This window comes from Candidatus Poriferisodalis sp. (assembly GCF_965204195.1).
Lineage (GTDB): Bacteria > Actinomycetota > Acidimicrobiia > Acidimicrobiales > Poriferisodalaceae > Poriferisodalis.
On record NZ_OZ241975.1, the window covers coordinates 2,241,038 to 2,267,218 of the forward strand.

The 26,181-nt window shown below is 67.0% G+C and carries 25 protein-coding genes; 7 read left to right on the forward strand and 18 right to left on the reverse strand.

Annotation, left to right across the window (positions count from 1 at the left end):
* The first annotated feature begins 20 nt into the window (after positions 1-20).
* Positions 21-1,091 carry a DUF917 domain-containing protein gene (locus ACOGI8_RS09925; RefSeq protein ID WP_419853644.1) on the forward strand — a complete coding sequence of 357 codons (1,071 nt, stop codon included), beginning with the start codon at positions 21-23 and terminating at the stop codon, positions 1,089-1,091.
* 81 nt (positions 1,092-1,172) lie between these two features.
* On the opposite strand, the gene ACOGI8_RS09930 is transcribed toward ACOGI8_RS09925, so the two are convergent.
* The 13 genes from ACOGI8_RS09930 to ACOGI8_RS09990 all read right to left on the reverse strand — a co-directional run bounded on the left by ACOGI8_RS09930 (position 1,173) and on the right by ACOGI8_RS09990 (position 15,149).
* Positions 1,173-2,162, reverse strand: a complete 990-nt coding sequence (locus ACOGI8_RS09930) for an LLM class flavin-dependent oxidoreductase (protein WP_419853645.1) — start codon at positions 2,160-2,162, stop codon at positions 1,173-1,175.
* Complete coding sequence (locus ACOGI8_RS09935; RefSeq protein ID WP_419856393.1) at positions 2,159-3,745, reverse strand: hydantoinase/oxoprolinase N-terminal domain-containing protein; 1,587 nt, start codon at positions 3,743-3,745, stop codon at positions 2,159-2,161. Before ACOGI8_RS09935 ends, ACOGI8_RS09930 begins: the two co-directional genes overlap by 4 nt.
* 29 nt (positions 3,746-3,774) lie before the next feature.
* Positions 3,775-6,273 (reverse strand): xanthine dehydrogenase family protein molybdopterin-binding subunit, encoded by a 2,499-nt coding sequence (locus ACOGI8_RS09940; protein WP_419853646.1) that lies wholly within the window; start codon positions 6,271-6,273, stop codon positions 3,775-3,777.
* Positions 6,270-6,761, reverse strand: coding sequence for a (2Fe-2S)-binding protein (locus tag ACOGI8_RS09945; RefSeq protein ID WP_419853647.1), 492 nt, complete (start codon positions 6,759-6,761; stop codon positions 6,270-6,272). Before ACOGI8_RS09945 ends, ACOGI8_RS09940 begins: the two co-directional genes overlap by 4 nt.
* Positions 6,761-7,627, reverse strand: a complete 867-nt coding sequence (locus tag ACOGI8_RS09950; RefSeq protein WP_419853648.1) for an FAD binding domain-containing protein — start codon at positions 7,625-7,627, stop codon at positions 6,761-6,763. The genes ACOGI8_RS09945 and ACOGI8_RS09950 overlap by 1 nt, the downstream gene beginning before the upstream one ends.
* Positions 7,628-7,642: 15 nt before the next feature.
* Complete coding sequence (locus ACOGI8_RS09955; RefSeq protein ID WP_419853649.1) at positions 7,643-7,936, reverse strand: type II toxin-antitoxin system PemK/MazF family toxin; 294 nt, start codon at positions 7,934-7,936, stop codon at positions 7,643-7,645.
* A gap of 11 nt (positions 7,937-7,947) precedes the next feature.
* Positions 7,948-8,157 (reverse strand): type II toxin-antitoxin system CcdA family antitoxin, encoded by a 210-nt coding sequence (locus ACOGI8_RS09960; protein ID WP_419853650.1) that lies wholly within the window; start codon positions 8,155-8,157, stop codon positions 7,948-7,950.
* 110 nt (positions 8,158-8,267) lie between these two features.
* Positions 8,268-9,308: a hypothetical protein gene (locus tag ACOGI8_RS09965; protein WP_419853651.1), complete on the reverse strand. Its 1,041-nt coding sequence runs from the start codon at positions 9,306-9,308 to the stop codon at positions 8,268-8,270.
* Between the two features lie 68 nt (positions 9,309-9,376).
* The gene (locus tag ACOGI8_RS09970; RefSeq protein ID WP_419853652.1) at positions 9,377-11,458 is read right to left on the reverse strand and encodes a 4Fe-4S dicluster domain-containing protein; all 2,082 of its coding nucleotides are present in this window, start codon (positions 11,456-11,458) and stop codon (positions 9,377-9,379) included.
* A 116-nt stretch (positions 11,459-11,574) separates the two neighbouring features.
* On the reverse strand, positions 11,575-12,258 hold the full coding sequence (locus ACOGI8_RS09975; protein ID WP_419853653.1) for a VOC family protein: 684 nt from the start codon (positions 12,256-12,258) through the stop codon (positions 11,575-11,577).
* Positions 12,259-12,348: 90 nt separating this feature from the next.
* A complete protein-coding gene (locus ACOGI8_RS09980; RefSeq protein WP_419853654.1) occupies positions 12,349-12,831 on the reverse strand; it encodes a nuclear transport factor 2 family protein in 483 nt (160 codons plus the stop codon).
* 56 nt (positions 12,832-12,887) lie between these two features.
* Positions 12,888-13,898: an LLM class flavin-dependent oxidoreductase gene (locus ACOGI8_RS09985; RefSeq protein WP_419853655.1), complete on the reverse strand. Its 1,011-nt coding sequence runs from the start codon at positions 13,896-13,898 to the stop codon at positions 12,888-12,890.
* 66 nt (positions 13,899-13,964) lie between these two features.
* Complete coding sequence (locus ACOGI8_RS09990; RefSeq protein WP_419853656.1) at positions 13,965-15,149, reverse strand: NAD(P)/FAD-dependent oxidoreductase; 1,185 nt, start codon at positions 15,147-15,149, stop codon at positions 13,965-13,967.
* 176 nt (positions 15,150-15,325) lie between these two features.
* Between ACOGI8_RS09990 and ACOGI8_RS09995 the strand changes: the two genes are divergently transcribed.
* Positions 15,326-16,096 (forward strand): glucose 1-dehydrogenase, encoded by a 771-nt coding sequence (locus ACOGI8_RS09995; RefSeq protein ID WP_419853657.1) that lies wholly within the window; start codon positions 15,326-15,328, stop codon positions 16,094-16,096.
* A gap of 23 nt (positions 16,097-16,119) precedes the next feature.
* On the opposite strand, the gene ACOGI8_RS10000 is transcribed toward ACOGI8_RS09995, so the two are convergent.
* Complete coding sequence (locus ACOGI8_RS10000; protein WP_419853658.1) at positions 16,120-16,488, reverse strand: DUF5615 family PIN-like protein; 369 nt, start codon at positions 16,486-16,488, stop codon at positions 16,120-16,122.
* Positions 16,485-16,715 carry a DUF433 domain-containing protein gene (locus ACOGI8_RS10005; RefSeq protein ID WP_419853659.1) on the reverse strand — a complete coding sequence of 77 codons (231 nt, stop codon included), beginning with the start codon at positions 16,713-16,715 and terminating at the stop codon, positions 16,485-16,487. Before ACOGI8_RS10005 ends, ACOGI8_RS10000 begins: the two co-directional genes overlap by 4 nt.
* Positions 16,716-16,812: 97 nt before the next feature.
* On the opposite strand from ACOGI8_RS10005, the gene ACOGI8_RS10010 reads away from it, so the two are divergent.
* The 5 genes from ACOGI8_RS10010 to ACOGI8_RS10030 all read left to right on the forward strand — a co-directional run bounded on the left by ACOGI8_RS10010 (position 16,813) and on the right by ACOGI8_RS10030 (position 22,770).
* The gene (locus tag ACOGI8_RS10010) at positions 16,813-19,164 is read left to right on the forward strand and encodes a CoA transferase (RefSeq protein WP_419853660.1); all 2,352 of its coding nucleotides are present in this window, start codon (positions 16,813-16,815) and stop codon (positions 19,162-19,164) included.
* Positions 19,161-19,685 (forward strand): O-acetyl-ADP-ribose deacetylase, encoded by a 525-nt coding sequence (locus ACOGI8_RS10015; protein WP_419853661.1) that lies wholly within the window; start codon positions 19,161-19,163, stop codon positions 19,683-19,685. Before ACOGI8_RS10010 ends, ACOGI8_RS10015 begins: the two co-directional genes overlap by 4 nt.
* 72 nt (positions 19,686-19,757) lie before the next feature.
* Positions 19,758-21,374 carry a copper resistance CopC/CopD family protein gene (locus ACOGI8_RS10020; protein ID WP_419853662.1) on the forward strand — a complete coding sequence of 539 codons (1,617 nt, stop codon included), beginning with the start codon at positions 19,758-19,760 and terminating at the stop codon, positions 21,372-21,374.
* Positions 21,371-21,847, forward strand: a complete 477-nt coding sequence (locus ACOGI8_RS10025; protein ID WP_419853663.1) for a c-type cytochrome — start codon at positions 21,371-21,373, stop codon at positions 21,845-21,847. The genes ACOGI8_RS10020 and ACOGI8_RS10025 overlap by 4 nt, the downstream gene beginning before the upstream one ends.
* Positions 21,848-21,957: 110 nt before the next feature.
* Positions 21,958-22,770, forward strand: coding sequence for an SDR family oxidoreductase (locus ACOGI8_RS10030; protein WP_419853664.1), 813 nt, complete (start codon positions 21,958-21,960; stop codon positions 22,768-22,770).
* Positions 22,771-22,895: 125 nt separating this feature from the next.
* Here the strand turns inward: ACOGI8_RS10030 and ACOGI8_RS10035 are convergent, their stop codons facing one another.
* From ACOGI8_RS10035 to ACOGI8_RS10045, 3 genes are read right to left on the reverse strand one after another with little or no spacing between them, the layout of a single operon-like run.
* Entirely contained in the window at positions 22,896-23,939 is a 1,044-nt protein-coding gene (locus tag ACOGI8_RS10035; RefSeq protein ID WP_419853665.1) for an ester cyclase, read from the reverse strand.
* A complete protein-coding gene (locus ACOGI8_RS10040) occupies positions 23,936-25,111 on the reverse strand; it encodes an ABC transporter ATP-binding protein (protein ID WP_419853666.1) in 1,176 nt (391 codons plus the stop codon). Before ACOGI8_RS10040 ends, ACOGI8_RS10035 begins: the two co-directional genes overlap by 4 nt.
* Positions 25,112-25,113: 2 nt before the next feature.
* Positions 25,114-26,178, reverse strand: a complete 1,065-nt coding sequence (locus ACOGI8_RS10045) for an ester cyclase (protein WP_419853667.1) — start codon at positions 26,176-26,178, stop codon at positions 25,114-25,116.
* Between the last annotated feature and the right edge of the window lie 3 nt (positions 26,179-26,181).

Below are 26,181 nucleotides of genomic sequence, written 5' to 3' on the forward strand. Positions count from 1 at the left end.
CCGGGGGCAGGAGGGGTGCCGTGTGGGAGATCACTGAGCCCGATCTCGCACCGATCGCCTTGGGGGCTGCGGTGCTGGGCACCGGCGGCGGCGGCAATCCGTATCTCGGGCGGCTTCGGGTGCTGCAGGTGATACGCAACGGTGGCCGGGTGCGCGTCATCGAGCCCGACGAGATCGCCGACGACGACCTGCTGGTGGCCGTCGGCGGCATGGGCTCGCCGATGGTCAGCCACGAGAAGCTAGCCAGCGGCGACGAGGAGACGGTGGCCGCCCGGGCGCTTGAAGGCCACCTGGGCCGGAAGTTCGACGCCATCGCACCGTTCGAGATGGGCGGCAGCAACTCGATGGTGCCGATGGTGGTCGCCGCGGCGATGGACATTCCCATCGTGAACGGCGACGGCATGGGCCGGGCCTTCCCCGAGCTGCAGATGATCACCTACCTCATCTACGGCGGCAGCCCCTATCCCGCCGCCATCGCCGACGAGCGGGGCAACCAGGTGATCATCTCCGACGTGCTGGATGCCAAGTGGCTCGAGCGCATCGCCCGGGCTGCGACGGTCGAGATGGGCGCACACACCGGGCTGGCCTCCGCCGTGATGGACGGCGCGTACTGCCGCCGCTCGATCATTCCCCACACGTTGCGTCTCGCGAGCGAGATCGGCCATGCAGTGCACCGTGCGCGCGATGTCAAGGACGATCCCACCGAGGCGATCCTGGGTGTCGCAGGCGGCATGCGCTACTTGCGCGGCAAGGTCACCGACGTGCATCGCCGCAACGCGGCCGGGTTTGCGCGCGGCCAGATGACCGTGGCTGGCATCGGCGACGATGCCGGGCGCACCGTCCGTATCGACTTCCAGAACGAGAACCTCGCCATCTACGAAAACGACGTGCCCCAGGTGATGGTGCCCGACCTCATCACGCTGGTCACCACCGACACCGGCGAGCCGATCACCACCGAGTTGCTGCGGTTCGGCGTGCGCGCCGACGTGCTGGTGCTGCCCGCGCCCGACCTGCTGCGCACCCCCGAAGCGCTGGCCGTCGTCGGCCCCCACGCCTTCGGCATCGACGCCGAGTACCAGCCCGCCGTTTGAAGCTTCGCATCTGAACGCCGGCGAAGCCCTGGCGCCTTGTCGGGTGAGCGCCGGCGAAGCCTTGGCGCTCGCACAAGCAACTCAGACCAGCGGCAGAACTTCGCTCGCGGTGAGGTCGATGATCTCCGAGAGCCGGTCGGTCGCAAGGGGCGCCAGCGCCACCGAGTCGGCACCGCCGGCCAGCAGCGCCCGGATCTTGGCGGCGCATTCTGCGGGGGTGCCTGCGACGGTCAGGTCGGCGACCCACTGGTCGGGCATGCCGTCTCGCACGGCGGCGTAGCCGCCTTGGTCGATCAGCACCTGTAACTCGTCGGAAATGCCGTACACATCCGTCAGGGCGTTCGGCCCGTGCTGGCGGTAGAACGCCAACGACGCCCGGGCCGAGTCGCGAGCTACCTGGCCGTCTTCGTCCACGGCGTACAGCGCGAACACAGTGATCGGGTGAGGATCGGTGCGGCCGGCGATCTCGCGACCCTCGTCGATGCGCTCGGCGGCCCACTCCACGTAGCGCAAGCTTGAGCACACCGACAGGATCGTGCCGTCGGCGATCTCGCCGCCCAGCCGCAGCATGTTCGGCCCTGACACGCCGAGGCGGACTGGCATCGGCGGTCCCGTCTCGGGAAAGGTGAGCTTGACGTTGTCGAAGTCGAACAGGCCGCCGTGCCGGTCCAGCGTGTCGCCGCCGAGCAGCGACTTGACCGCCGTCACGCACTCCCGGACAGCCTGCAGCGGCGAACGGGGATGCAGGCCCATCTGGCGTACCCATGCCGGCACTCCTAGGCCCACACCTGCGATCAGCCGCCTGGGCGACGAGCGGCTCAGCGTGGCCAGCTCCATCGCCAGCACCGAGGGATGGCGGGCCACCGCCGACACCACACCCAGGCCCACGGTGATCTCGCTCGTGGCCCCGAGCACCACGGAGGCACCGGAGATGCCGCCCGTGAAGAAATAGTCCTCCGCAAGCCAGATCTCGTCGAAGCCGCTGTCCTCGGCCTGCGTGGCAGCCCCAGCGATGTCCTCGGGGGCGATCGCGCTGCCGAGGATGAGGCCGATCTTGCCTTGTGTGCTCATGGGCCACCTCCCCCGCCGGATATGCCGTTGCCCGCAGCAAGGTCACCGACTGCCTTCACCCGGATCCGTATGGCGTTCGACGGCAGGTATGTGAGGGGGATCTCATCGATGTCGGTGATCTCGACGGTGGCCGCGTCGGCGCCCGCGTCGACCGCGCGCTGTGTCGTAACCGAGCGGGCCTCGGCCATTGCCTCGTCGCGGGTCATCGACGCCATCGAGTACACCCGGTCGGTCTCGGCGCCGACCTGCGCGATGGCTGCGCCGATCGCGCTGGCAACCGAGAAATAGTCGGGTCGTATCGTCTCCGACGCTCCCGCCAAGCCGTCACGTACCAGCACTCCCCCGCCGCCCACCACCACGACAGGAACCGGGTCGGCCGACGTCTTCATCTGTTCGACTGCGGTGGCCAGCATGTCCTGCATGCATTCGACCGCACCGCCCACCAGCCCAGCGCCCACGTCGCTGACCGGGCCCCGATCGCCGATGTCAGCCATGCCCGCAGCAGCGGCAATATCCGTGGCGGTCAGCTCGCCACCGCCGAACACCAGCGCCCGATCGGTGAGCTCGTAACCGACGCTGTCGGGCCCCACCGTCACGTCGCCCTCAACGCCGTTGCCGGAGCGCACCAAGCTCCCTCCGCCGAGTCCTAGCGAGAGCACATCGGGCATCCGGAAGTTCGTGCGCACGCCTGCCACCGAGACCGCCGTCGAGGCCTCTCGGGGGAAGCCGTGCACCAGCACCCCGACGTCGGAGGTCGTGCCCCCCACGTCGATGACGACCCCATCCCGGACGCCGCTCAGAAATGCCGCTCCCCGCATCGAATTGGTGGGTCCCGAGGCAAACGTGGCCACCGGGTAGCGGCGGGCGAAGTCGGCGCTCATCAACGTGCCGTCGTTCTGGCTGACGTGCAGTGGGCAATCGAGGCCGAGCTCGACCAGCGCCCCGATCAACCCGGACACGGTTCGCTCAGCAAGCGGCCGCAGGCACGCATTCACGACGGCTGCGTTCTCACGTTCGAGCAGCCCCAGCCGGCCGATCTCGCTCGACAGGCTGATGTCGAGTTCCGGTGCCTCCTCTGCAAAGACGTCGCGGGCCTCAGCCTCGAAGCTGGCGTCGACGGGCGAGAAGACCGAGGCCACCGCCACCGAGCCCACGCCCTTCGAGACGATGTCGTGCGCTGCGGCCCGCAGCTCGTCGTGATCGATGGGGCTGATCAGCCGACCGTCGAACTCGTGGCCGCCATGGCAAAGATAGATGTGATCGCCCAGCACCGCCCGCAAGCGCTCGGGCCAGTCGATGAAAGGCGGCAGTCCCCGCGTGGCGGGGAGCCCGAGTCGCACCACAGCGGTGGGCACGAGGCGGCGACCCTCCACCAGCGCGTTGGTGAAATGCGTCGTGCCGATCATGACCGCACCGATCGCATCGGGCGACGCGCCGCAGTCGTCAAGCACCGCCCGGACAGCGGTCACGATGCCCTCGGTCACCTCCGGCGTCGTGACCGCCTTGGACCACCCCACGACCTCGCTGCCAGACATGGCGACCGCGTCGGTGTTGGTGCCGCCCACGTCCACACCGATGCGCAACGTTCCAGGCGCGGCCGGCTGCGTTGAACTCACGATGCCCGCCCTGTTGTTTCCCGCTCTTGTTCGCTGCGCTCACGGGCCGCTCGGGCCACGGCTTCGCCATTCGGCTCAGCCTCCAGAGCCTCCAGCACCGCTTCGGGAGTGATCGGCAGCGTGTCAAACGGCACGCCAATGGCATCGGAGACGGCATTGGCAACAGCAGCCGCCACCGGGACGATCGGGGGCTCGGCAGCGCCCTTCGCTCCGTAGGGCCCGGCAGCGTCGGCGTGTTCCATCACGATCATCTCCACCTTCGGGACATCTTCCGCCAGCGGCAAGCCGTGTGCTTTGAACGTGCGCAGGACGTAGCGACCGTGGTCCAGATCGACACGCTCGCTCAACGCGAAGCCCAAGCCCTGGGCGACTCCGCCCTGGATCTGTCCGGCGATGGCGTCGGGGTGTATGGCCCGGCCCACCTCCTGGCACACCACGTACCGGTCGACGGTGACCCTGCCGGTGACCGGGTCGACGCTCACCTCGGCCTGGTGCAGGTGGTAGGTGGGCGTCGGCCATCCCTTGATCAGCATGCCGGTCGCGCACATGGGATCGTGCGGCGGCGTCGGGGTGACATAGGAAGCCCCCGCCGTGATTGGCCCGTCGGACCAGGTGGCCGCTTGTGCGACCGCACCAAGCGTCAGGCTGGCAGCGGGCACGCCCGCAACCGTCACGACGCCGCCGGCGATCACTAGATCCTCGGGAGCCGCTTCCAGCATCTGGCTTGCCCGGTCCAGCACCTGGCTGCGAACGTCGGCTGAAGCGTCGGCGATGGCCCGGCCGACAACGTGGGTGGTCCGACTGCCCTGCGAACCGGCGTCGTACCCCGTGGCGTCTGTGTCGGGCATAGTGATCGTCACAGCGTTAGCAGCAAGACCGAGCGCCTCGGCGGCGATCTGGCGCAGGCCAGTGGCCACGGCGCCCGAGCCGTTCTCGGTTGCCGAAGTGATCACCGTGGCAGTGCCGTCCTCGTTCAGCTTGACGGTCGCGTGGCCGGGCATGGGATTCGTCAGCCACACCGCCGCCGCTTGCCCGACGCCTCGCAGCTCGCCGGTAATCGCGCGTTGCCCACCTGCCTCACCCGACCCGATGTCGTCTTGCCGCACGCCGTGCTGCACTGTGCCGCTTTGCTCCGCACTACGCGACACGGCACCGCTCTGCCGCGCGCCACGCAGCACGACGTCGCTCTGTTCCTGATTGCGCGACACGATGTCGCGCCAGGGCGCCAGCTCATCGACTCGGTCGAAGGCCTCCCTCAGGATCGACGCCTCCACGAGCGGCTGGCCGTTGCGCATCAGATCGCCGTCTTGAGCCAATGACTCCAGTCTGAAGTCCCGGCGATCGCGGCCGAGCGCATCGGCTATTGCGTCCATGTGCCGCTCATTGGCGAACACCAGCCACGGTCCGTTGACGCCTCGGTAGGCACCCGTCGGCGCCGTGTTCGTGTACACGTTGCGTGTCCGAATACGCGCCGTGCCGACCCGGTAGATCGATCCGAAAACGAACATGGGAATCGACGACAGCGCCGGCCCGTTGTTGGCGTAGGCACCGCTGTCGGACACGATCTCCACATCGGTTGCCAGGATCGTGCCGTCGCGCCGCACGGCCGAACGCACCGCCACGATCGCATTGGCCCGGCACGGCGCCACCAGGCGCTCTTCGAGAGCAGTGTGCTGCATGCGCACGGGGCGTCGAAAGCGCCGGGCCAGCAACGCGGCGAATGCCTCAAGGCTGACATCTAGCTTTGCTCCGAATCCCCCGCCGATGTGATGACCCACCACCCGCACAGTTGACGGTGCGACACCCAAGATCTGGGCCACCCGGTCACGAAGGCGGAACGGATACTGGTGGGATACCTCGATGGTGAAGCGGCCAGATTCGTAGGTGGCGAGCGCCATCTTGGGTTCCAGATGCGCCTGGTACTGCCGGGGCGTGCGGTAGGTGCCCTCCACCACGACGTCGGCAGCGGCGAATGCCTCATCGAGGTCGCCGGGATCGTGCACGACTTCTGCGACCACGTTGCCGCCTCGCCCGATGTCCGCGCCGCCCGCCACGGCGAAACGGTTCCAATCGGGATGCACCAGGCGCGCGCCGGGGGCGAGGGCCTGCTCAGGCGTGGAGACGGGTTCGGCCGTCTCGATGTCGAGTGCCACTGCCCGAGAGCCGGCCTCGGCAGCCGTTCGGCTCTCGGCAACCACGATTGCAACGGGCTCGCCCTCGTAGGCCACATAGTCCGCGGCCAGCAACGGGGTGTCCGACACGATCACACCGGTTCGCCAGTCCGGCACGTCTGCCGACGTCAGCACTTCGAGCACCCCGTCGACCCTGAGTGCGGGCGCTGGGTCGATTGCCCGGATCCGGCCGGCTGCAACAGGCGACCGGGCAAGCGCCGCCCACAGCATCCCGGTTCGTGACAGGTCAGCACCGAAGATCGCCTGGCCGCGCAGCTTCGCGTCGGCATCGCTGCGATCGGGGCTGGTTCCCAGGACGCTCATGGCTTCACCGACGCCGCAGCATCCAGCGCTGCTTCGATGATCTGCTGGTACCCGGTGCAGCGGCAGATGTTGCCGGCGAGCGCTCGGCGGATGTCGGCCTCAGAGGGGTCCGCAACGTCGTCCAGCAGGGCGGTGAGCACCATGAGCACGCCGGGCGTGCAGTAGCCGCATTGCACGGCGGCATGGTTCACAAAGGCTTGCTGCAACGCAGTGAGTTCGCCCGTCCCGGCAAGCCCTTCGACCGTGAGAATGGCGCGGCCGTTCACGGAACCGGTGGCCAATATGCACGAGGCCACCGGCGCGCCGTCCACCAAGACGGTGCAGGCACCGCACTCGCCCTCACCGCAGGCTTCCTTCGGTCCGGTGAGCGCGAGACGTTCACGCAAGGTGCCGAGCAGAGTCTCCCCTGCGGATGCTTCGAGCTGATGGCGCCGGTCATTGACGATGAGCCGGATCGAGACGGATTGCTCGCCCGCAGCGCCAGGCATCAGCCACCTGCCCCGGAGATCTCGGCGACGCACCGCTCCGCCAACCGGCTCAGCAGACCGGGCAGCACCCGACGTCGGTACTGCGCGGAGTCAGCCCGTTCCGGCACTGCAGCACTCGCGAGCTCTGCAGCCGCTTCCGCGCAGTCGAGACGACCATCTATGAGCTGGCTGCCCGCGATCGCAGCTTCGGCGCTCGACACTCTGTGCGGCGACCGGGTGCCGCCGCACACCGCGATGCGGGCGTCGCTGACGACGCCGCTCGGAGTCACCGACAGCCGGAGCGTCAAGCCCACCACCGCCAGATCCATGGCGCTGCGCCGGCCAAACTTCAGATACCCCTCGGCGCTGCGTTCTCCGAGCGGCTCCACCTCGATGGCACGCAGCAGTTCGGTCGGCCGCAGCCCCGTCGCACCGGGGCCCTCGAGGAACTCCTCCAGGCCGATGCGTCGCCGGCCAGATTTCGACACTAGCGTCAGCTGCGCATCGGCGACGAGCAGGGCGGGCAGCGTGTCGGCCGTTGCCGCTGCAGTGCACACGTTGCCGCCCACCGTGGCCACCGTCTGGGTCTGCCAAGCCCCAACCGACGCAGCCGCCTGCGCCAGCGCCGGGTGCCGCAGCTGAACGAGCGACGCCGTGGCGAGCCTGCGCAGCGTGACCAGCGCGCCGATGCTTGTCACCCCGCCGACCTCGGAGATGCCCTGCAAGCCGTCGATCCCGCTGATGTCGATCAGCGCGGCAGGCGCATGTTCGCCTCGCAAGTACTGCGGCATCACGTCGGTTCCACCCGCCAGGATCCGCCCCTCCGTGCCCCAGCGGCTCAGCTCGTCAACCGCCTCTGCGACGCTGCGAACCCTGCAGAACTGCACCGCCGCCGACTTCCCTCAGCAGCCCAAGGCGTAGGCAACTGCTCGGCAGACCGACCCTAGGGTCGTCTCGTCCACTTCGCCGACGCGTTCGCCGAACGCCGACCGTCGAATCGTGTGCAAACCGTCACAGTTGACGACCGAGTCCGACGGAAGTCCGATCTCCGCAGCGTCGAGGGGAACCTCGACCGCGAGTCCTCGAATGGTCGTGGTGATCTCGGCCACCGTCACCAGCTCACGCACATCGATCACCTCTGGGCGTGTCAGCACAAGTACGGGCCGACTCTTGGCGCCGACGTGGGCCCACCTCACCTCACCTCTGGTCACTCGCTGCCCCAAGCCTCGGCGTCATCCCAGAAGTCGTCAGGTTCTTCCGGCAAGCGTTCGTACGCCGCCCGGTCGGATTCGCCCAGAGCTCGCTTGACGGCAGCTGTAACGCCCTCTCTAGCGGCGGCAGAGATGTTGACGCTCAGCCGGTGAGCCTGCGCGGCCAGTTCACGGTCAAGTGTAAACGTTGTCCTCGTGGTAGCCATCACTAAGTTATAGCACTGATTGCTAGCACCGGTGAACTCCAGCTGTCACTGTCGCGCCGCGTCCGCCGTCCGCTGCTACAGCCTCCTTGCTGGCCTCGGGTTTCGACAGATCACGGCGGCCAGGGTTCGCTGAGTGCTGCGTGCTGATCGAGCAGCGTAGGGATCTGTGACAGCGGACGACGCCCGAACCCGCACTCGGTGGCAAGGCCAAATCGAGACACATGCCGCGACGCAGTGGCGATGCGGCGGCGAGTCCCTTCCTCGCCGCCCGTGACATGCACCAACCCGAGATACAGCTCGGTTTCGTCGGGGAACTCCACCGCTCCCAGCGCTTCGAAGTACGCGTCGTCGTCTCGCTGCTTCGGCACCGGCAGGTGAATCCAGTCGATGCGCCTGTTCACCTGCTCCAGCAACGTCTGGGCCGCCCATGCAAGGTGTCCGGTGTCGCTCGGCTCGACGAAGTGCTGATGGCCAGCGTCGCCGTAGCACAGGTGGTAGCCCATCTCGACGTCGGCAGGCACGAGGTTTCCGAGGTGGACGATGTGCTGCGCAATGCCCTCGCGAGCCGCTGCGCCGCCGTTGTCGGTGTCCTGGTAGGTCCACAGACCTTCAAGAATCCCGAACTCAATGCAGACCTCCCACTGGATAGCCAGCCGAACGCTCGGAATGCCGTCGAGAATGCGCTGCAACTGGGCTTCCATGGCAGCGGTCCATGCTTCAAGCACGGCCGGGCGAGAGTTCGGCGCCACGTAGATGGTGACCACGCCGAGCGGAGACGGCAGTCCCACCATGAAGCGCACCCGCTCGGGCAGCGTGCCGGCACGCTGGGCGGCATCGAACCGCTCCCACGAGGCGAGCGCAGCGTCGGCATACCCGAGATCGACAAGTTCGAGCGGCCCGGCACCGTCGATCATCTCGTGTTGGGGAATCTCGCGTCCCAAGTACGCCGAGTTCACCGACTTGGTCTCGAGCTGCGGGCACTGTGCCAGCTTGGGAAACTGCCAAGCGATCCAAGTGTCTCGTTCGCCGACTTCGCCGTCGGGTACCCGCCGCAGGTGGCTCGCAAGATGGTCGCGGACGAGCGTGAACAACTCGTCCGGTTTCGATACTGGAGCGCTGCCCACCAAGTGAGCACCTCGGACTTCAGCCATCAGCATCTCCTCTCCCAGCATCTCACGTGCCTCGCAGGCTCGATTTCGCAGTTCCGTGCTTCGGGCGGCTATCGGCCGATGCGCTCCCGTGCTGCCTCGGGTGTTTCGGCTTCTTGGGACGCTGTGATGCCGGCCTCGCGATCGAGCGGGAACGGCGCCATCCCGTCCGGGCCAGGTGGAGCCATCTCGGGCGGGAACATCGCAAAGCCCGATTCGTCCCGCGGCTTGCGCTCGAGGTTGAGGCCCCTCGTGTTTGCACCCTTCGGCGGCTCGACCGGCGTGTCGTCGAGCACCTCGATGTCCACCCACCACTTCTTGGCCGGGTTGATCTCGCCTCGGCCCAGCTTGTCGTCGAGCCGTGCGATCCAGGAGCGGGCGAACGGCAGCTTCATCGCTGCCCACTGGAACGGCCGCTCGGCCAGCACTCCCTCGACGTTGTACGGACAGGTCTTCATGCAGCGCCCGCAGGCCGAGCCGCGCATGTTGGTGATGCGGTAGCGGGCGCAGCGGTCGACGTCGGGCTTCCACATCTCATAGCCGTTGAACATCACCTTGTCGCCGAAGCGGATAGCCCCCACCGGGCACTCGCGGGCGCACTTGGTGCACTTGGTGCAGAAGTCCTGCAGACCGAAGTCGATCGGCCGGTCCGGCGTGAGCGGCATGTCGGTGGTGATGGCGCCCGACTTGAAGCGCGGTCCCACGAACGGGTTCAGCACCAGCTCACCGATGCGTGACAGCTCCCCGATGCCGGCCGACAGCAGCAGCGGTATGTGGTTGATCTCGTCGTCGGCGGCGGTATGTGCTTGCGCGTCGTAGCCGAGTCGGCGGATCTGCGCAGCGATCGCATTGGCGATGATCGACGCCCGCAGGTAGGCGCGCATCGACTGCGCGCCGCTGATCCAGTCGTCGCCCGAGGCGCCCTCCATGGTCTCGAAGCCCTGGTCGAGCACGAACACAATGGCGTTGCGGTGCAGCTTCTCGATCGGCGAGCCGTCGGGACGGTGGGAGTACCAGGCATATTCGGGTGCCTCGCACACGCCGGTCATGTCCGCGCCGATGAAATGACCCAGCGCCTTGACCGCATCGGCATTCACTCCCGGGTCGTCGGCGCCGGGGCCAATATCCGGGGCCGCCTCGCCGCGCTGCAACGGAACCAACCGCCGCAGCATCTCCTGCGAGGCGATGCCATGAGGTGCCTTGCGAATAAAGCGAGCCACCTCCTTGCGTGGGCGCGGCCCCAGGTCGCCAGCGCCGGCCCGCACGAAGAAGTTGTGCCGCGCCGCAGGTCGCGTGACCTCTTCGGGTATGACCAGCGTGGTCGGCTCGTCGACCCGCTTCACCTTCTCCATCGGGTAGCGGCCGAGGTGCCACGGCCGGTGCCGCCCGTCCAAACGGCTCCACCCCGGCCGGGTGCCACCCCAGCCCAGCCAGTGCCGGAGGGAGATGCGAAGGTTCTGCACCGCATTTCGCGGCGCGAGCGGGCCGTCAGGCGTGAGGTCCAGATTCGTCGTCACTGCCGCGATGGCGAATCCCCGCTTCAGGAAGGGATGTCCGAGCCCGCGACGCCCGGCCTCGAGCACCCCGGCTTCGACGCCGACCCTGCAGCGGTCTACGTCGGAGGCCGCTGCGGTGTGTGCGGTGGCCGCATATCCGAGCGTGCCCAGATAGCGGGTGAGCACGGTGGCGATCTCGGTGGCACGCAGATCGGCGTTGTCCTGTTCGGAGCCGACGATCCAGTCGTATCCCGGCTCGCCCGGCCGGATGGGCCGTCCCAGCCCCACGACGATGGCAATGGCGCTGCAGTGCCCCTCGATCGGCTCCGCAGTCCAGCACTCGCGCGATGGCTCGCAGATGCCCGCAAGGTCGGCATCGAGGAAGAAGCAATACCCGCGCATATTGTCCACCGCGGCCTGTGCGCTCGGCATGGGTGCAGGCGCGGCCAGCACATCGGCTGTCCGGCACGCCACAAATACGTCGACGATGTCACCGAACGTGTGCGAGACGCTCCACTCGCCAGGTGTGGCCGGTGCGGGTAGCGGGCCGGGCAACTCCTTAGTCGCGTCGAACGCCCCGGGCGCGAGCCGGGGCAGCAGCTCGGTGGGCAGCGGACCGGCCGCCGCGGCTCGTTTGCGGTGTGAGAACAAGCGCATGCGGCAGCCGTCCCTCAGTCAGGCGCGCCCGCACTGGAGCACTCAAAGGCTCCGGCGCTTGCGGCTCGGCTGCGTGTCAGTCATGCCGCCGACACTCACTCCGCGGCGTGCGGTGCTCAGCCGGCGGCGACCGGGGGCGTGGTCTCGCTCATCCGGTCCCACACCACCTGATCGGGCAGGCTCATCACCATGTCGTAGTGATCTTCGGGCATCAGCCGCGGCATGCCGGTATCCCCCGACGGCTGAGGCACGGGCTCGACCGGGCGGCTGTATTCCGCCGGGTACTTCAACTGCTCCAGTTCGGCCGCAGAGATGCCGCACAGGTCCTGGACTTCAGGGTCCACCCACTGCTCGACGGGGATGGCCGACCCGCAGGCCACCTCGAGCGCCAGTCCCTCTGGACCCGCGAAATAGATCGACTGGATGAAGCCGTGGTCGATCGGACCGAACACCTGCACGCCGCGATCGCGGATGCGGTCACGCAGTGCCATCAGGTCCTCGAAGGTGTCCACGTTGAACGCCACGTGCTGCATGGTGCCGGCAGTCACCGGCTCGCCCGGCCCACCTGCGTGAGTGACACCGAGCTCGATGTCCTTGGCGTTGTCCGGGTGCTGGACGAAGGCCACGTAGCTGTCGGGCGCCAGCTCCACGAAGCCGTGGTAGGTGCCATCCACGCCGTGCATCCAGTAGAGCGCCTTGAGCGGCAGTCCCAGCACATCGCACCAGAACTCCAGCTGGCCCTTCATGTCGCGGGTGGACAGGGCGAGATGGTTCACACCATTGGGATGCAATGCGGTCATTCGAATGGCTCCCTCTTCGCTTGCGACTATATGCCTCGCTCAGCCCTCACTTCGAACCTGAGTGCATTCAGAATTCTGGCGGTGCAGCCGTCACGACCCAGGTGAGGAAGCCTGCTCCGCGCCGGCAGCGAGCGTCTCTTTGTGCCGTTCGTAGTTCCCCACCATCTCCAAGAACCGCTCTGGGTTGTAGATGTCCTCTTCGTAGCTCCACAGGCCGTCGCCTGCGTACTTGAGGAGTGAGAAGTTGTACTCCCGATGGTCAGATCCGTCGCCTGGATCGGTCATGCGATTCCAGATCTGGCACACCACCCAGCCCCGCTCCTCATCGATGATGTACCACTCGATGGGGAACTCGATCATCTCGGAGCCCGGCCACTCGCTCATCTGCGACTGGATCCACTGGTAGATGGCCTCCCGCCCGGTCATCGTGCCGAAGAAGTGCTCGACGTAGGTGGCATCCTCGGTGAAGCAGTCGGCCCAGTCGCGCCAGTCACCGGTCTGGCCCGCCTTCTTGCTTGCCGCTTGATAGGTGGCAAGCGCTTCGGTGATCTCGGCACGGCTCCATTGGCTCATCGTTCGTCATCCTCGGTTGCTGGTTGGCGCAGAGCGAAATGTAAATGACGGCGTCGTCATGACGTCGCCAGCGGGGCAATCACCTGCTCGGCGAAGAGGTCGAACGAGCGGTCCACCTCGTATGCCGAGAGGTCGCCCCAGGCGAAGACGCCGACGAAATAGTCCGTACCGGCTTCTTCGGCGAACTGCTCGCAGTGCTCACGCACGGTCTCGGGCGAACCCACGACCACGGCTTGGAATTGCTTGGCCTTGTCGTAGTCGCCGCCGAGGGTCGGGTCATTCGGTGGGGTCATCTCGTAGCGCCTGAACAGACGTGTCAGGTGCTCGGTGAACGCGGCCCAGGTGCGGCGCCCGATCTCGTCGGCCTCAGCATCGGTGGGTGCCACGATCAGCCGGCGCAGCCCGCCGATCATCGGCGCGTGGTACCGGCCGATGCCGTCCGCGCCGAGGAGCTCGTGGTAACGAGCCGTGCTGGCTGCCACGGCAGCGAGCGGTCCTGCGGCCATGGTGCGCACGCCCATCTCGGCGGCAGTCTCGAGCTGGCCGGGTCGCCACAGCGGCGGGTAGGGCCGCTGGTAGGGCTCGAATTCGGTCGGCACATCACGGAATTCGTAGAACTGGCCCTCAAAGCTGAAGTTCCCGCTGGTCTGCATGGCGGCGAGGATCAGGTCGAGCGACTCGTCTGTCTTCGCGATGGCCTCATCGGGGTCGAGGCCCCAGAGCAGGTGCTCGGGAACGCTGATGCCCTTGCCGAAGCCGAACTCCAGCCGCCCCTCGGAGAGCTGGTCGAGCATGCAGAGCTCCTCGGCCAGCCGGATCGGGTGGTAGAAGGGCAGCAGGTGCACGAGCGAGCAGATGCGGATGCTGCTGGTGCGCTCGATGGCGGCGGCCAGGAACACGTTGATGCTGGGGGCGGCATCCAGCGGGATCAGATGGTGCTCAGACTTGTGCCACCCCCACACACCGGCTTGCTCGGCCCGTACCAGCAGGTCCAGGCGGTGGCGGTAGAGCTCATGCCACGGCACATCGCCCGGCTGTTCGAGCTGGTCGAAGATGCCGAATCGCATGGGCAGCGAGAGTAGTGGTGAGACCTGATGCGCGGCCGAGGCGTCAGCCGGACCCGCTCGGACGACTCAGATGATGGCGCTCTCCACGAAAGGCCGGTTCTCCACGATGCGCCGGTAGCCCAGCGGCGTGAGATCGAGCGTGCGGTACTCGCCGTAGGCAACCCATTCCGACACCGCCCGGCCAATGGCGGGCGACTGCTGCATGCCGTGCCCGGAGAACCCGTTGGCGAAGATGAAGTTCCCGATCTGGTGGTGCGGTCCGACCACCACGTTGTGGTCGAGCGTGTTGTACGCGTAGTGACCGGCCCACTGGCTGGTGACCTTGAGGCGCTCGAAGGCGGGCACGCGATGGGCCAGCACCGGCCACACCTTGTCCTCGAAGATGTGGTGGTCCATGGCGAAGTCGTCGTATTCGACGGCGGGGTCCACGTCGGGCGTGCATCCGCACATGTAGGCATCGCCGTCGCTGCGCATGTGGACACCGGTCGGATCGATGGTCAGCGGCAGGGCGCGATCGAGCGGCTCTGCTGCGTCGAAGATGAACGTGTACCGCTTGCGCGGCTCCACCGGCAAGGTCGCGCCTGCCATACGGGCCACTTCAACTGCGCGCGGCCCAGCGGCGTTCACCAGGGTTCCGCAGCCGACTTCGCCCCCCGACGCCAGAACTGCCGTGGTCACGCGTCCCGCGGCCGTCGTGAGACTCACGACCTCGTCGGTGATGTAGGTGACGCCGTTCTGGCGTGCCTTGCGGCGCCACCAGTCGAACATGGTGCCCGAGTCGAAATAGCCCTCGTCGGTCAGGTTGTGGCTGCCGCAGATGATGTCGTCGACGTTGTAGAAGGGATAGTCGGCCGTGATCTCGGCCGGGCTCATGATGCGCGTGCCCGAGCCCAGCTCAGCCTGGATGGCCTGGTTGTGGCGCAGCGTGTCTGCGAAGCTCTCATCGGCGGCGAGGTACATGTAGCCGAAGTGGTGGACGAAGATGTCGGGGATCTCAGGATCGCCGCCGAGGCGTTCCCGGAAGTTGCGCACGAAGTCGGCGCTGAAGCGCGAGATCTGCACGTTCAGCGGGTTTGAGAACTGTTGACGCATGCAGCTGTTGGTGTGGGTGGTGGATGCGTTCGCGTAGGTCGGATCCCGCTCCACCACCAGCACCGATCCGTCGAAGCCTTCGCTGGCCGACAGCGCCCAGGCGATCGACGACCCCATGACGGCGCCGCCCACGATCACCACGTCGTATGCATCGCGCACCGATCACCGTCCTGCCAGCGGGGCCCAGCACCGGGCCGGGCCGCTCGTCGAACGCCCAAGATGATGGCAGCCGCCGCTCCGGCTGCCCGGCGCTGCGAAGGGATGCGCACAGACAGTCGTGTGCTGTCGGGAACAATGGCTCGCGACAACGACGCTGGTTCACGGGGAGGTCTGGCATGAGACTGGGAAGCAAGGTGGCCTTGATCACCGGGGCCGGCAGCGGTATCGGCCGTGCCACGGCAATGCGTTTCGCCGCAGAGGGAGCGCAGATCGTCGCGGTCGACATCGCCGACTCGGTCGACGACACCGTGGCCGAGGTGCTTGCAGCCGGCGGCGACGCCATAGCTGTGCGAGCCGATGTCGCGGTCGAGTCCGATGTCGCTGCCGCATTCGGCCGGGCCGAAGAGCACTACGGCGGGCTGGACGTGGCGTTCAACAACGCCGGCATCATGCTCGACGACGACACCGACGCTGTCGCGACCGGCGACGACACCATCGACCGCACCTTCGACGTCAACGTCAAGGGCGTGCTGTACGGCTGCAAGTACGCCGTGGAGGCGATGCGGCGGCGCGGCGGGGGTTCCATCATCAACACCGCCTCATTCGTGGCTTCGGTGGGCGCGGCCACACCGCAGATCGCCTACACCGCCTCCAAGGGCGCAGTGCTGGCGCTGACGCGTGAACTGGCGGTCGTTCATGCCCGGGAGAACATCCGTGTCAACGCGCTCTCTCCCGGCCCGCTGCGCACCGAGATGCTGATGTCGTTTCTCGACACACCCGAGAAGCGTCAGCGACGCCTGGTGCATGTGCCGATGGGGCGTTTCGGCGAGGCAGAAGAAATGGCGTCGGCTGCCCTGTTCCTCGCCTCCGACGACGCGTCCTATATGACGGGTGCCGACCTGCACGTCGACGGGGGCCTCACCGCCGCCTACGTCACACCCGAATAATGCGTCGGCACCGCAACGCAACCTCACCAGATGGGCAAGTCCCGAGCCCGAACGCTGGTCGGACTGAGCGAGACGATGGCACCAGCGTTCAATGCCCCCGCCACGGTCGGCAGACCTGCAACGAGCAGCGCTGCTTGCGCCTCTGGCGGCCGGTGCGACACGCCGCGCAAGTGTACGACCGAAGGGCTCGCCGAACGGCTGCGAAATAGGAGGGCGCCGAAGTCCGAGTCTGCGGTGGCCACGACGTAGCCGTGCTCGGCAGCCCACTCGAGAATGGCCTCATCCGCTGCGGTGAGCATGTCCACGTCGCCGACATGCATGGTCTCGTGACCGTTGATGCGCAGCACTTCGGCAACACGGGGAGACAGATTCGCGTCGAGGAGGAGTCTCACGCAGGTAGCGAAACGGGGAACTCTCGCTCGCTCACCCGAGCAGCGGCGAACTCAAGTGCTGCACTGATGTCGTCCGCCTCGAGGTAGGGATAGTCAGACAGCAGTTCCTCGTGGCTCCTGCCGGCGGCAAGCTGCGCGAGCACGGTCGCGACAGTTACCCGCAAGTCCCTGATGCATGGCCGGCCGCCCATGCGATGGGGATCGACGGTGATCCGGTCCAAGAGCACGATCACAGGCTAGTCATCTGCAGTCGATGAGCCCTAGTGTCCGGGCGCAGGAGCTGCGGTGAAGTGTTGCCGCCGCATCGACGCTTGGGGAAGCGGAATGCTTGGTCCGTATCGCGTACTGGATCTGACTGACGAGCGCTGCTGGTTCGCCGGCAACCTGCTGGCCCAGCTCGGCGCCGACGTGGTGATGGCGGAACCGCCCGGCGGGTGGCCGCGCGGCTTCGCCCATGACGCCTACAACCGGGGCAAGCGCTCCCTGACAGCGGCCAGCGCCGATGAGGTGGCAGCGTTGGCGGCAACGACCGACATCGTGCTCCACAACGATGCGACGCCCTTCGACATCGATCTGAACGCATTGCGGGATGCGAATGAGCGGCTCATCACGGTGCACATCACCCCGTGGGGTGAAACCGGCCCGAAAGCCGACTGGAGCGCCACAGATCTCACCCTGTTCGCCTCCAGCGGCCAGCTGGCGGTGACCGGCGACAGCGACCGGCCTCCGGTGCGCATCAGCATTCCCCAGGCGTGGTTGCACGCCAGCGCGCAAGCCGCCGTCGCAGCCACTGTGGCCCTTGAGCATCGAGCCCGCACCGGCCGCGGCCAGCATGTCGACCTGTCGGCCCAGCAGGCCGTCTGCGAGACAGCGCTGTCGGCCATTCTCTACGCGCCGGCCGGGCTGGAAGAAGTGCAGCGGGAAGCAGGCGGGGTGCGCTTCGGCAACCTGATGCTGCGCACCATCTACCCGTGCCAAGACGGCTACATGATCGTCACCGTCGCCTTCGGGCCGATGATCGGGCCGATGGTGCAGCGGTTCCTGTCCTGGATGCACTCCGAAGGGTTCTGCGACGACGACATGCTGAACAAGGACTGGGTGAACTTCGCCCTGCTCTTGCAGAGCGGCGAGGAGAGCATCGACGTCATCGAGCAGCTGATGGACAACATCGCCGCCTTCTGCCTGACCAAAACCAAGGCCGAGATGATCGAGCGCGGCCTGCAGGACTCGCTGCTGGTGTGCCCGGTCAACACCTTGGGTGACGTGCTCGACAGCCCGCAGCTCGCGGCTCGTGACTTCTGGGACGAGGTCGACGGCCTCCGACTGCCGGGGCGCTTCGTGCTTGCCAAGGGCACCCCGCTCGCGCCGCTCGGCCCGGCTCCTGCGGCGGGTGCACACACTGCCGACGTGGCCGACGAGTGGGCAAACGCCCCATCGCAGCCCTCGCCGACCGAGACCCTGCCCGAAGGTGCTCCGTCGGACCGGCCGCTGGCCGGGCTCAAGGTGGCAGATCTGGCCTGGGTGGCGGCAGCCCCGCTCGCCACGAAGATCCTCGCCCACTGGGGCGCCACGGTCGTGCGCGTGGAGACGCAGAACCGGCCCTGTTTGCTGCGGGGCGCATTGGGCCATCGCGACGACGTGCCCGATCAGGAGAATGCCATCGCCTGGCATTCCACCAATGCCAACAAGAAGACGATCTCGCTCGACCTGTCCAAGCCCGAGGCTCGTGAGGTCGTGCGTGATCTGGCTGCCTGGGCCGACGTTGTGGTTGAGTCGTTCACCCCGGGCACGATGACGACGTGGGGTTTGGGGTACGAGGATCTGCGGAAGATCAACCCCAATCTGGTGATGGTCTCGAGCTGCGTGATGGGCCAGACCGGGCCGTTCCGAGACTTTGCCGGGTTCGGCAACATGGCTGCGTCCGTGGCCGGGTTCTTCGACATCACCGGTTGGACCGACCGCGGTCCGGCCGGCCCGTACCTGGCCTACACCGACTACTGCTCGCCGCGGTTCACCGTGTGCGCATTGCTGGCAGCGCTCGACCACCGGCGGCGAACCGGCGAGGGCCAGCACTTGGACTTCTCCCAGATGGAAGCGGCTGTACACCTGCTGGCGCCAGCGATCGCCGAGATGCAAGCCACCGGCGAGATGCGCAGCCGGCGCGGCAACGCCGATGACGAGATGGTGCCCCACGGCGTATACCCGACGATGGGCGACGACGAGTGGATCGCCATCGCCAGCGATGGCGACGAGTCATGGCGCTCGCTGGCCACCGAGATGCGCCGCGAGGATCTCGCCGATCTGGACAGCGCTGCCCGGCGAGAGCGTCAGGCTGAGCTGGACGCGATCGTGACGGAGTTCACGTCCCGCCAGAACGGGCCCGGCCTCACGCACCGCCTGCAAGCGCATGGCATCGCCGCGCACCACGTGCAGAACTCCGGCGCCTGCCTCAACGATCCGCAGCTCGCCCATCGCGGCCACTTCCAGTGGGCGCCGCACGGCTACGCACGCCGGACTGTCGTTGACGCGATCCCCTACACGCTCTCTGCTGCACACAACGGCTTCAGTTGGGCGGGCCCCACCTACGGCGAGCATGCGATAGAGATCTTGGAAGACCTGCTCGGCTACGACACCGACCGCATCGCAGAGCTGGCCGTGGCCGAGGCGCTCGAATGAGCAGCGATCGGCCGTCGCCGCGGCTGGAGCTGACTGTCGGCGACATCACGACCGAGCAGGTCGACGCGATCGTGAACGCGGCCAATGAGACTCTGCTGGGAGGGGGCGGCGTCGACGGCGCCATCCACCGCGCTGCCGGCCCTGACCTGCTGAAGCACTGCCGGAAGCTCGGCGGCTGTCCGACCGGTCAGGCCAAGGTTACGCTCGGTTTCAGGCTGCCGGCGCGATGGGTCATACACACGGTTGGGCCGATCTGGCACGGCGGTAGCCAGCAAGAACCAGCGCTGCTGGCGTCGTGCTACCGAGAATCGCTGGCCCGGGCCGACGAGGTCGGCGCCCGCTCGGTCGCCTTCCCGGCGATATCGACCGGCGTGTACGGCTACCCCATCGCGCCTGCCACACAGGTCGCGGTGGACGCGGTCCGCAGCACGCCGACCAACGTCGAGCTGGTTCGCTTCGTCTGCTTCAACGACGAGGCGCTGAGCGCTTACACCACGGCACTGGCAATCGACCTCACATGACAGCGTCCTCTTGGAGAATTGACGGACGATTGCCAATGTGCGCGGCGAAACTCGCTTGTAGTGACCCTTGAGATGCGCTTTTACGCAACAGATCGATCCGGTCAGCGGGCTCGCCGACTGGCATTGCGATCCGCAGTCAAGCTCACGCTGGCACTGGCCGTCAGCACCGTGCTCGCCATTGCGATGCCAGCGCCGGTTGCCGCCCATACCGGCCTGGAGTCTTCGCAACCATCTGACGGGCAGGTGGTCGACGAGCCGGTCGCTCAGATCTCGCTCACGTTCAATCGCCCGGTCGAGCCGGCGGGCGACGGGTTCACGGTGTCCGAAGGGCAAGGCCCCCGATACCTGCCCGACTCGCTGAGCTCGGCCGATGGTCAGGTGTGGCGGTTGCACTTCGATACGCCCCTGGGCAACGGCGTCTATGAGGTTTGGTGGCGAGTTGCGGCGGAGGATGGGCACATCGTCGAGGGCACGTTCGGGTTCGCCGTCGATGTTCCTCAAGCTGCACCCCCCACCGAGGCACCTCCGGATTCGACCGGAGAGTCAACAGCGGAGTCCTCTGATGGCACCGTCGCAGCAGCCGACGACGCCGAGGATTCGCCGGCGGAAACGCTCGGGGCGGGCACCGTCCAGACGGGGTTGTCGGCGCCAGTCACCACACTTCGGGCAGGCGACGGGACACCGTCGGCGGCCACGACGACGCCTTCGGAGCTGGCGGCATCGGGTACCACGGCCTCTGCGGATTCCGGTGCGGACTCTGAGGGCGACCCGCCGCGCCGGGCGCGCAGCAGCTCAGGAGCCACAGGCGCCGAACGGATCGCAGACACCCTGCGAATCTTGAGCCTGCTCGCGACGCTGGCGGTCGTCGGCGGGCTCGCGTTTGTGTCGTTCATCGTCCGCGATGAGCCGTCGGAGCGGACCCGAGTGCACCGCGTGCTGTTCGTCGGCGCCATCGCGCTCATCGCCGCGACCGTCATTGCCGCGCCGACCCAAGCGGTGGTGATCGAAGATGCCTGGCGTGCGGTCGTGTCGGTGGATGCGATCAGCGACGCTCTCGCCGCTCCCTTCGGCATTGCCGTCGGCTTGCGCGTGCTCGGCGGCATCGTCGTGCTTGCCTTGGCTCGCCCGGACACTGCGAGTGCCAGCCGGATCCGTCGCTGCGCTCTCGGCCTGATTGGCGCGGCGCTGGTGATCGTCTCGTACTCGTTCGACGGCCACACGGTCACCGAGGGGCCGAGACTGCTGCACGCTGCTGCCAATGCGATGCATGTGTCTGCCGCCGCTGTGTGGAGCGGAGGCCTGGTGTTGCTGGCCGATCTGCTCCGGCGCCGTCGCGGCGGCACCGACATGGCCGGGCCGTTGAATCGCTTCTCGCAGCTGGCAGCTGCGGCGCTCGTGCTCGCCGGTGTTGCGGGCACCGTCATGGCAGTGCTCGTGATGGATCGATTCGCCGACCTATGGTCAACGGGGTGGGGTCGTCTGCTGATCGCCAAGGTCGCGCTCGTAGCCGTGGCTGTCGTGCTCGGCGCGCGCAACCGCTGGGTGCACATGCCCGCTTTGGCGCACGCCGAGGAACACGCTCAGCGCCACGCCCACCAGCGTCTGCGCAGGGCCGTGAGCATCGAAGCCGCCATCCTTGTGTGCGTCGGCGTCGTCACCGCGTTCCTGGTCGGCGCCTCCGCTCTATGACGCTGAACCGACACGACCTCAGGCTCTCAGCGGCCATCTTCGCTGCATGCGCGATCGCCTTCGCCTGCGGCGCCGATGTCAACGATGCGAGGGACGCGTCGGTCGCCCAGGCGGAGCCGACGGAGACGTCCGCTGCGCCGGCCCCCACGGTCACATCGGACCCACCTGCGCCTCCGACTACTGCTGCTGCCCTGGCTATTCCAGACGGCGCTGCGGTGTACCAGCAATACTGCGCGGAGTGTCATGGTGCCGACCTGCGCGGCACCGACAAGGGTCCCTCGCAGCTCTCGATCATCTACGAACCCAACCATCACGGCGACTACGCATATCGCGTGGCCATCCGTGACGGGGTGCGGGAGCATCATTGGTGGTTCGGCGACATGCCGCCCGTGGAAGGCATCACCGATCTCGAGATCGAAAAGGTGATCAGCTTCGTCCGCAGCGAGCAGGAGCGCCTCGGCTTCGAAGAGTGATCTGCAATCACCACTGCCGGGTCAGGACTCGACGGGCTCGGTGCGCCTAATCTCACGGAGTTCGGCCGAGCCGAGCGCTCAGACCTGCGACAACGAACGGAGACAACGACATGGCCAAGCGCATCCTGCTCACTGGAGCGTCGACGGGAATCGGGAATGCAACCCTGCAGCGACTCGTCGCTGCCGGTCACGAGGTCGTGAACCTCGACGTCAAGGACGCCCCTGACGGCGCTGCTGAACATCATCACTGCGACCTGTCGGATCCCGCTTCGATCGAGAGCGTTGTAGCCGGCCTCGACGGCACGTTCGACGGATTGGGCAACATCGCCGGCGTGGCCGGAAGCATGGGCGCCGAGCTGGTGCTGCGAGTGAACGTGTACGGGCTGCGGCACATCACCGAGACGCTGCTGGCTGCAGGCAAGATCAACGACGGGGCGTCGATCGTGAACATTGCCTCGATCGCCGGCATGGTGTGGAACCGCCATCTCGATCGCATCGCAGAACTCGACGCAGCCGAGGACTTCGCTGCCGGCATCGAGGTCGCCCAGTCCTACGAGCGGGGAGGACCGGCTGCGTACACGCTGTCGAAGGAATGGGTGGTGTCGTACACCAAACATCTGGCGGGACAGGTGCTCGACCGAGGCATCCGGGTCAACTCGGTCAGCCCCGGCCCGGTCGACACTCCCCTGTTTCCGTACTTCGAGCAGGACACGGGCGTCGATCAGATGGCATGGCTGAACGAACGGGTCGGCAGGGTCGGCACGCCCGACGACCAAGCCGAGGTGGTGACTTGGCTGCTCGTCGGCGATTCGGGCTGGGTCAACGGCGCGGACCTGCCGGTGGACGGCGGCCTCGCGGCTGGCATGACCGTCGGGTGGGCCGACCCCAAGGACTCCCCCGCATCACGTTCACGCCGCAGCTGACCGCGCCTCGTCTGGCCCTTGCCCCGCACGAGGTCGCAAGTCGAGCTGCGAGGTTGCCTCGACAATCGTCCGAGGTGATTGCCGCGGCACACGGGTCGTGAGCACGCCTGAGCGTCCCGGCTTGGCTACCTAGCAGCGAGCTCGGACATGCGAGCAAGCACATCGACACCGATCTGGTCGTAGACGTGCAGCAGGTCGATGAGCACCCAGTTCTCCCGGATCTTGCGCTCGACCGAGCCATCGGGCAACTCGCGGCGCTCGACGCGCCAGAAGTCCAAGCTGCGCATCGTGATCTGCTGGCCGGAAGCTGCAATGCCGAGCCATCCATCGCCTGTCAGCGTCATGGCCATGCCCGGCCACCCAGTGACGCCGACGTAGGCGCCATCGCCGAAGAAGTGGCCGTCGCCGGCGTAGCCGCCACGGCGATCCGGCATCGCCCGAAGGAAGGGGATCTGGTGGAAGCGTCGGAATCCCTCGACACCGCGGCCGGTGCCGATGCCGTGCGGCCCGTACCAACTGAACTTGGGATGCCACCAGTGCTCCAGGCGCATCACCTCAACGGGTTCACGTGGATGGCGACCCATGTCGGAGAGCATGCCGACCACATGATCGACACTGGCCTGCGATTCCGCTTCGTCGCGCGGCCCTCCGGTGATCCCGTCCCCGGTCGCTGGGGATGGCACCAACCAGTCGCGCCCGAGGCTCGGCGTCATCGGCCAGACGCCCGCATGCATCATGATTTCCGGCACGTCCCAAACGGCCTGCATCTCGACAATCTGACGACCCTCGAACCGGAAGAACTCGTGGTAGCGCATCGCTGCGGGCCGACCGGTGGCCGGGATGCCCAGCCACGAACCGCTGAAGGTTCCCATGTAGGAACCGGCGCAACCAACCCAGTGCTGTCCGCCAGAGTCGGCACCAGCAATGACGATGTAATCACGCCGTTCGAGATCCGGCCACGCGGCTGCGAGCGGTGCGAATGCCACGTTGTAGAGGCCGTCAGGGCCGTCGAGATCTTCGAAGGGATGGGTGAGGTGCACCGCTGCGCCGTCGGCGAACACACCCCGCAGGGCCGTCTGCACGTTCGTCGCGTCGTAGTCGTATAGCGCTGCTCGAAGCGGCGATAGCAGCACCTGGAGGCCGCGGTGCGGATCGTCGGCCGAACTCATGCGTTGATGGCCAGGTGGCTCTGGCGGTCGAAGAAATGCAGATTCTGGACATCCACATTGACTCGAATCTGGTCACCCACCCGGGCACGAGTCTCCGCCGCAAAGCGGGCGGTACAGCGTCCCGTGTCTCGCATCTCGTCGAGTGCATCGGGATCGCCGCTCTCCACTCCCTGTGCGTTGAGGTTGAAGTGGACCAGCGTCTCTGCGCCCAGCGCCTCGCGCACATCCACAACCGCATCGAGGCGTTGATTGTCGGGATGTTCGGTGGCCACCGCCGCATCCTCGAGGTGTTCCGGCCGGAAACCGATCACAACCGGCTGATCGAGATACTTCGCCAAGGCGGGCCGCGCAGCGACGACGTCGGCAGGAACGGCCAGGCACTGATCCCCCAGATCGATCTGGCAGTTACCGCCCGGATCATCACCGCGCCGAAGCGTTGCCTCATACAGGTTCATCGAGGGCGAACCGATGAACGCCGCGACGAAGGCATTGGCAGGATGGGCGTAGAGATCCTCGGGCGAATCCACCTGCTGCAGCACGCCATCCTTGATGACGGCTACCCGATCCCCCATGGTCATGGCCTCGACTTGGTCATGGGTCACATAGAACGTCGTGACGCCGAACTCCCGCTGGATGCCCGCTATGTCGGCTCGCATCTGGACGCGCAGCTTGGCGTCGAGGTTCGAGAGCGGCTCGTCCATCAGGAACAGCTCCGGTCGCCGCACAATGGCGCGCCCCATCGCCACCCGCTGACGCTGCCCGCCGGAGAGCTGCGCCGGCTTGCGATCGAGGTAATCCGTCAGCTCAAGGACGCGCGCAGCATTACGTACCTGCTCATTGCGCTCGGCTTTTCGCACTTTGCGCAGTTTCAGCGGAAAACCGATGTTCTCTGCGACAGTCATCTGCGGGTACAGCGCATAGTTCTGGAAGACCATGGCGATGTCGCGGTCCTTCGGCTCCACGTCGTTGAGCCGACGATCGCCGACGTACAGATCGCCGCGGGTGATCTTCTCGAGACCGGCGATCATGCGCAGCGCTGTCGACTTGCCGCAGCCTGACGGGCCCACGAGCACCAGGAATTCACCGTCGTCGAGCGTCAGACTGAGATCGGTGACCGCTTCGAAGCCATTCGGATAGACCTTGCTCAGCTCGTTCAGTGTCACTGTTGCCATGGTCAGAACTCCTCGATGCCCAGGAGCTGGCGCATCCGTTCCAAGGGCCGCAGCCCTTGTTGAGCGAGCCAGTGCAGCAGGTCGATGAAGACCCAGTTGTCGGCCAGCTTGTCTCCCTCGCGCCGGTACACGTCCACCACGCGCATCTCCGACGGTCCGCTGGCCGGCAGTCCCAGGTACCCGCCTCGCGGACGGTTGGTGACATTCGCCCAGCCGAACCAGGCGGCATAGCGCCCTTCGGCGATGCGAGCCACATGCCCGTGAAACTCTTTGTCGCCCAGTCCGAACCGGAATGGGTAGGAGTGTTGCTGCTGGTAACGGTCGATGGTGTATGACGATCCGATGCCGTCGGGCCCGATCCACAACATGTCTTCGTGCCAGCAGCGTGCGAGCACGTCACGGGGCATGCGGTCCGAGCCCTGGTCACGTGCGATCCGGTTTGCCTCGTCAAGGTCGCCTGCCATGCGCCAGACCAGTTCCAGCGTCGCTGCGGTCTCGCCGGGACCCTGCGGCTCGGTCAGCACACCGTCCGCGGTACGGGGACCGAAGTAGATGCCGGGCTGTCCAGTGGTCGGCGGCAGCGGGTACTGGCCTGCCTGACGCATGACTGCGATCAGATCCAGGAACAGTGCCGACTCAGCGATGCGGTCGCCGTCGACGCGGCTGAACTCGACGTAGCGAATCGGCGTTGCGCGACGGGTCGGAGGGATGCCGAGCCATGCGGCATCGAACAGCCCGACGAAGTGCCCCATGGAGCAAACCCAGGTCGTGGCACCTCCATCAGCGTCGTTGTCGCCGGCCAGAAACACGTCCACGCGACGCTGCAATGGCGCCATCGCGGCGCGCAGCGGCGCCCAGAAGACATCAACAACCGAGTCTGCGCCGTGCTGCTCATAGAAGGGGTGCATCCCCCTCCACAGGAAGCCCTCGGTCACGCTCGAAGCCAGTGCGTCCGTGATGTCATCATCAGACGTGCCGCCGTGACCGGGCCGACGCGCCAGCACACCGTCGAGATTGCGGTGATACTCCAGGACAACGGATTTTGCGCGCTGCAGGTGCTCGGTCATCGC

Bases quoted from the DNA above. Each gene is read 5' to 3' on its own strand.
- ACOGI8_RS10010 (WP_419853660.1), top strand. From the start codon at position 16,813: ATGCTTGGTCCGTATCGCGTACTGGATCTGACTGACGAGCGCTGCTGG.
- ACOGI8_RS09995 (WP_419853657.1), top strand. From the start codon at position 15,326: ATGAGACTGGGAAGCAAGGTGGCCTTGATCACCGGGGCCGGCAGCGGT.
- ACOGI8_RS09985 (WP_419853655.1), bottom strand. From the start codon at position 13,898: ATGCGATTCGGCATCTTCGACCAGCTCGAACAGCCGGGCGATGTGCCG.
- ACOGI8_RS09980 (WP_419853654.1), bottom strand. From the start codon at position 12,831: ATGAGCCAATGGAGCCGTGCCGAGATCACCGAAGCGCTTGCCACCTAT.
- ACOGI8_RS10015 (WP_419853661.1), top strand. From the start codon at position 19,161: ATGAGCAGCGATCGGCCGTCGCCGCGGCTGGAGCTGACTGTCGGCGAC.
- ACOGI8_RS09960 (WP_419853650.1), bottom strand. From the start codon at position 8,157: ATGGCTACCACGAGGACAACGTTTACACTTGACCGTGAACTGGCCGCG.
- ACOGI8_RS09975 (WP_419853653.1), bottom strand. From the start codon at position 12,258: ATGACCGCATTGCATCCCAATGGTGTGAACCATCTCGCCCTGTCCACC.
- ACOGI8_RS09970 (WP_419853652.1), bottom strand. From the start codon at position 11,458: ATGCGCTTGTTCTCACACCGCAAACGAGCCGCGGCGGCCGGTCCGCTG.
- ACOGI8_RS09930 (WP_419853645.1), bottom strand. From the start codon at position 2,162: ATGAGCACACAAGGCAAGATCGGCCTCATCCTCGGCAGCGCGATCGCC.
- ACOGI8_RS09940 (WP_419853646.1), bottom strand. From the start codon at position 6,273: ATGAGCGTCCTGGGAACCAGCCCCGATCGCAGCGATGCCGACGCGAAG.
- ACOGI8_RS10020 (WP_419853662.1), top strand. From the start codon at position 19,758: ATGCGCTTTTACGCAACAGATCGATCCGGTCAGCGGGCTCGCCGACTG.
- ACOGI8_RS10035 (WP_419853665.1), bottom strand. From the start codon at position 23,939: ATGAGTTCGGCCGACGATCCGCACCGCGGCCTCCAGGTGCTGCTATCG.
- ACOGI8_RS10040 (WP_419853666.1), bottom strand. From the start codon at position 25,111: ATGGCAACAGTGACACTGAACGAGCTGAGCAAGGTCTATCCGAATGGC.
- ACOGI8_RS10045 (WP_419853667.1), bottom strand. From the start codon at position 26,178: ATGACCGAGCACCTGCAGCGCGCAAAATCCGTTGTCCTGGAGTATCAC.
- ACOGI8_RS10030 (WP_419853664.1), top strand. From the start codon at position 21,958: ATGGCCAAGCGCATCCTGCTCACTGGAGCGTCGACGGGAATCGGGAAT.
- ACOGI8_RS09965 (WP_419853651.1), bottom strand. From the start codon at position 9,308: ATGGCTGAAGTCCGAGGTGCTCACTTGGTGGGCAGCGCTCCAGTATCG.
- ACOGI8_RS09945 (WP_419853647.1), bottom strand. From the start codon at position 6,761: ATGCCTGGCGCTGCGGGCGAGCAATCCGTCTCGATCCGGCTCATCGTC.
- ACOGI8_RS10025 (WP_419853663.1), top strand. From the start codon at position 21,371: ATGACGCTGAACCGACACGACCTCAGGCTCTCAGCGGCCATCTTCGCT.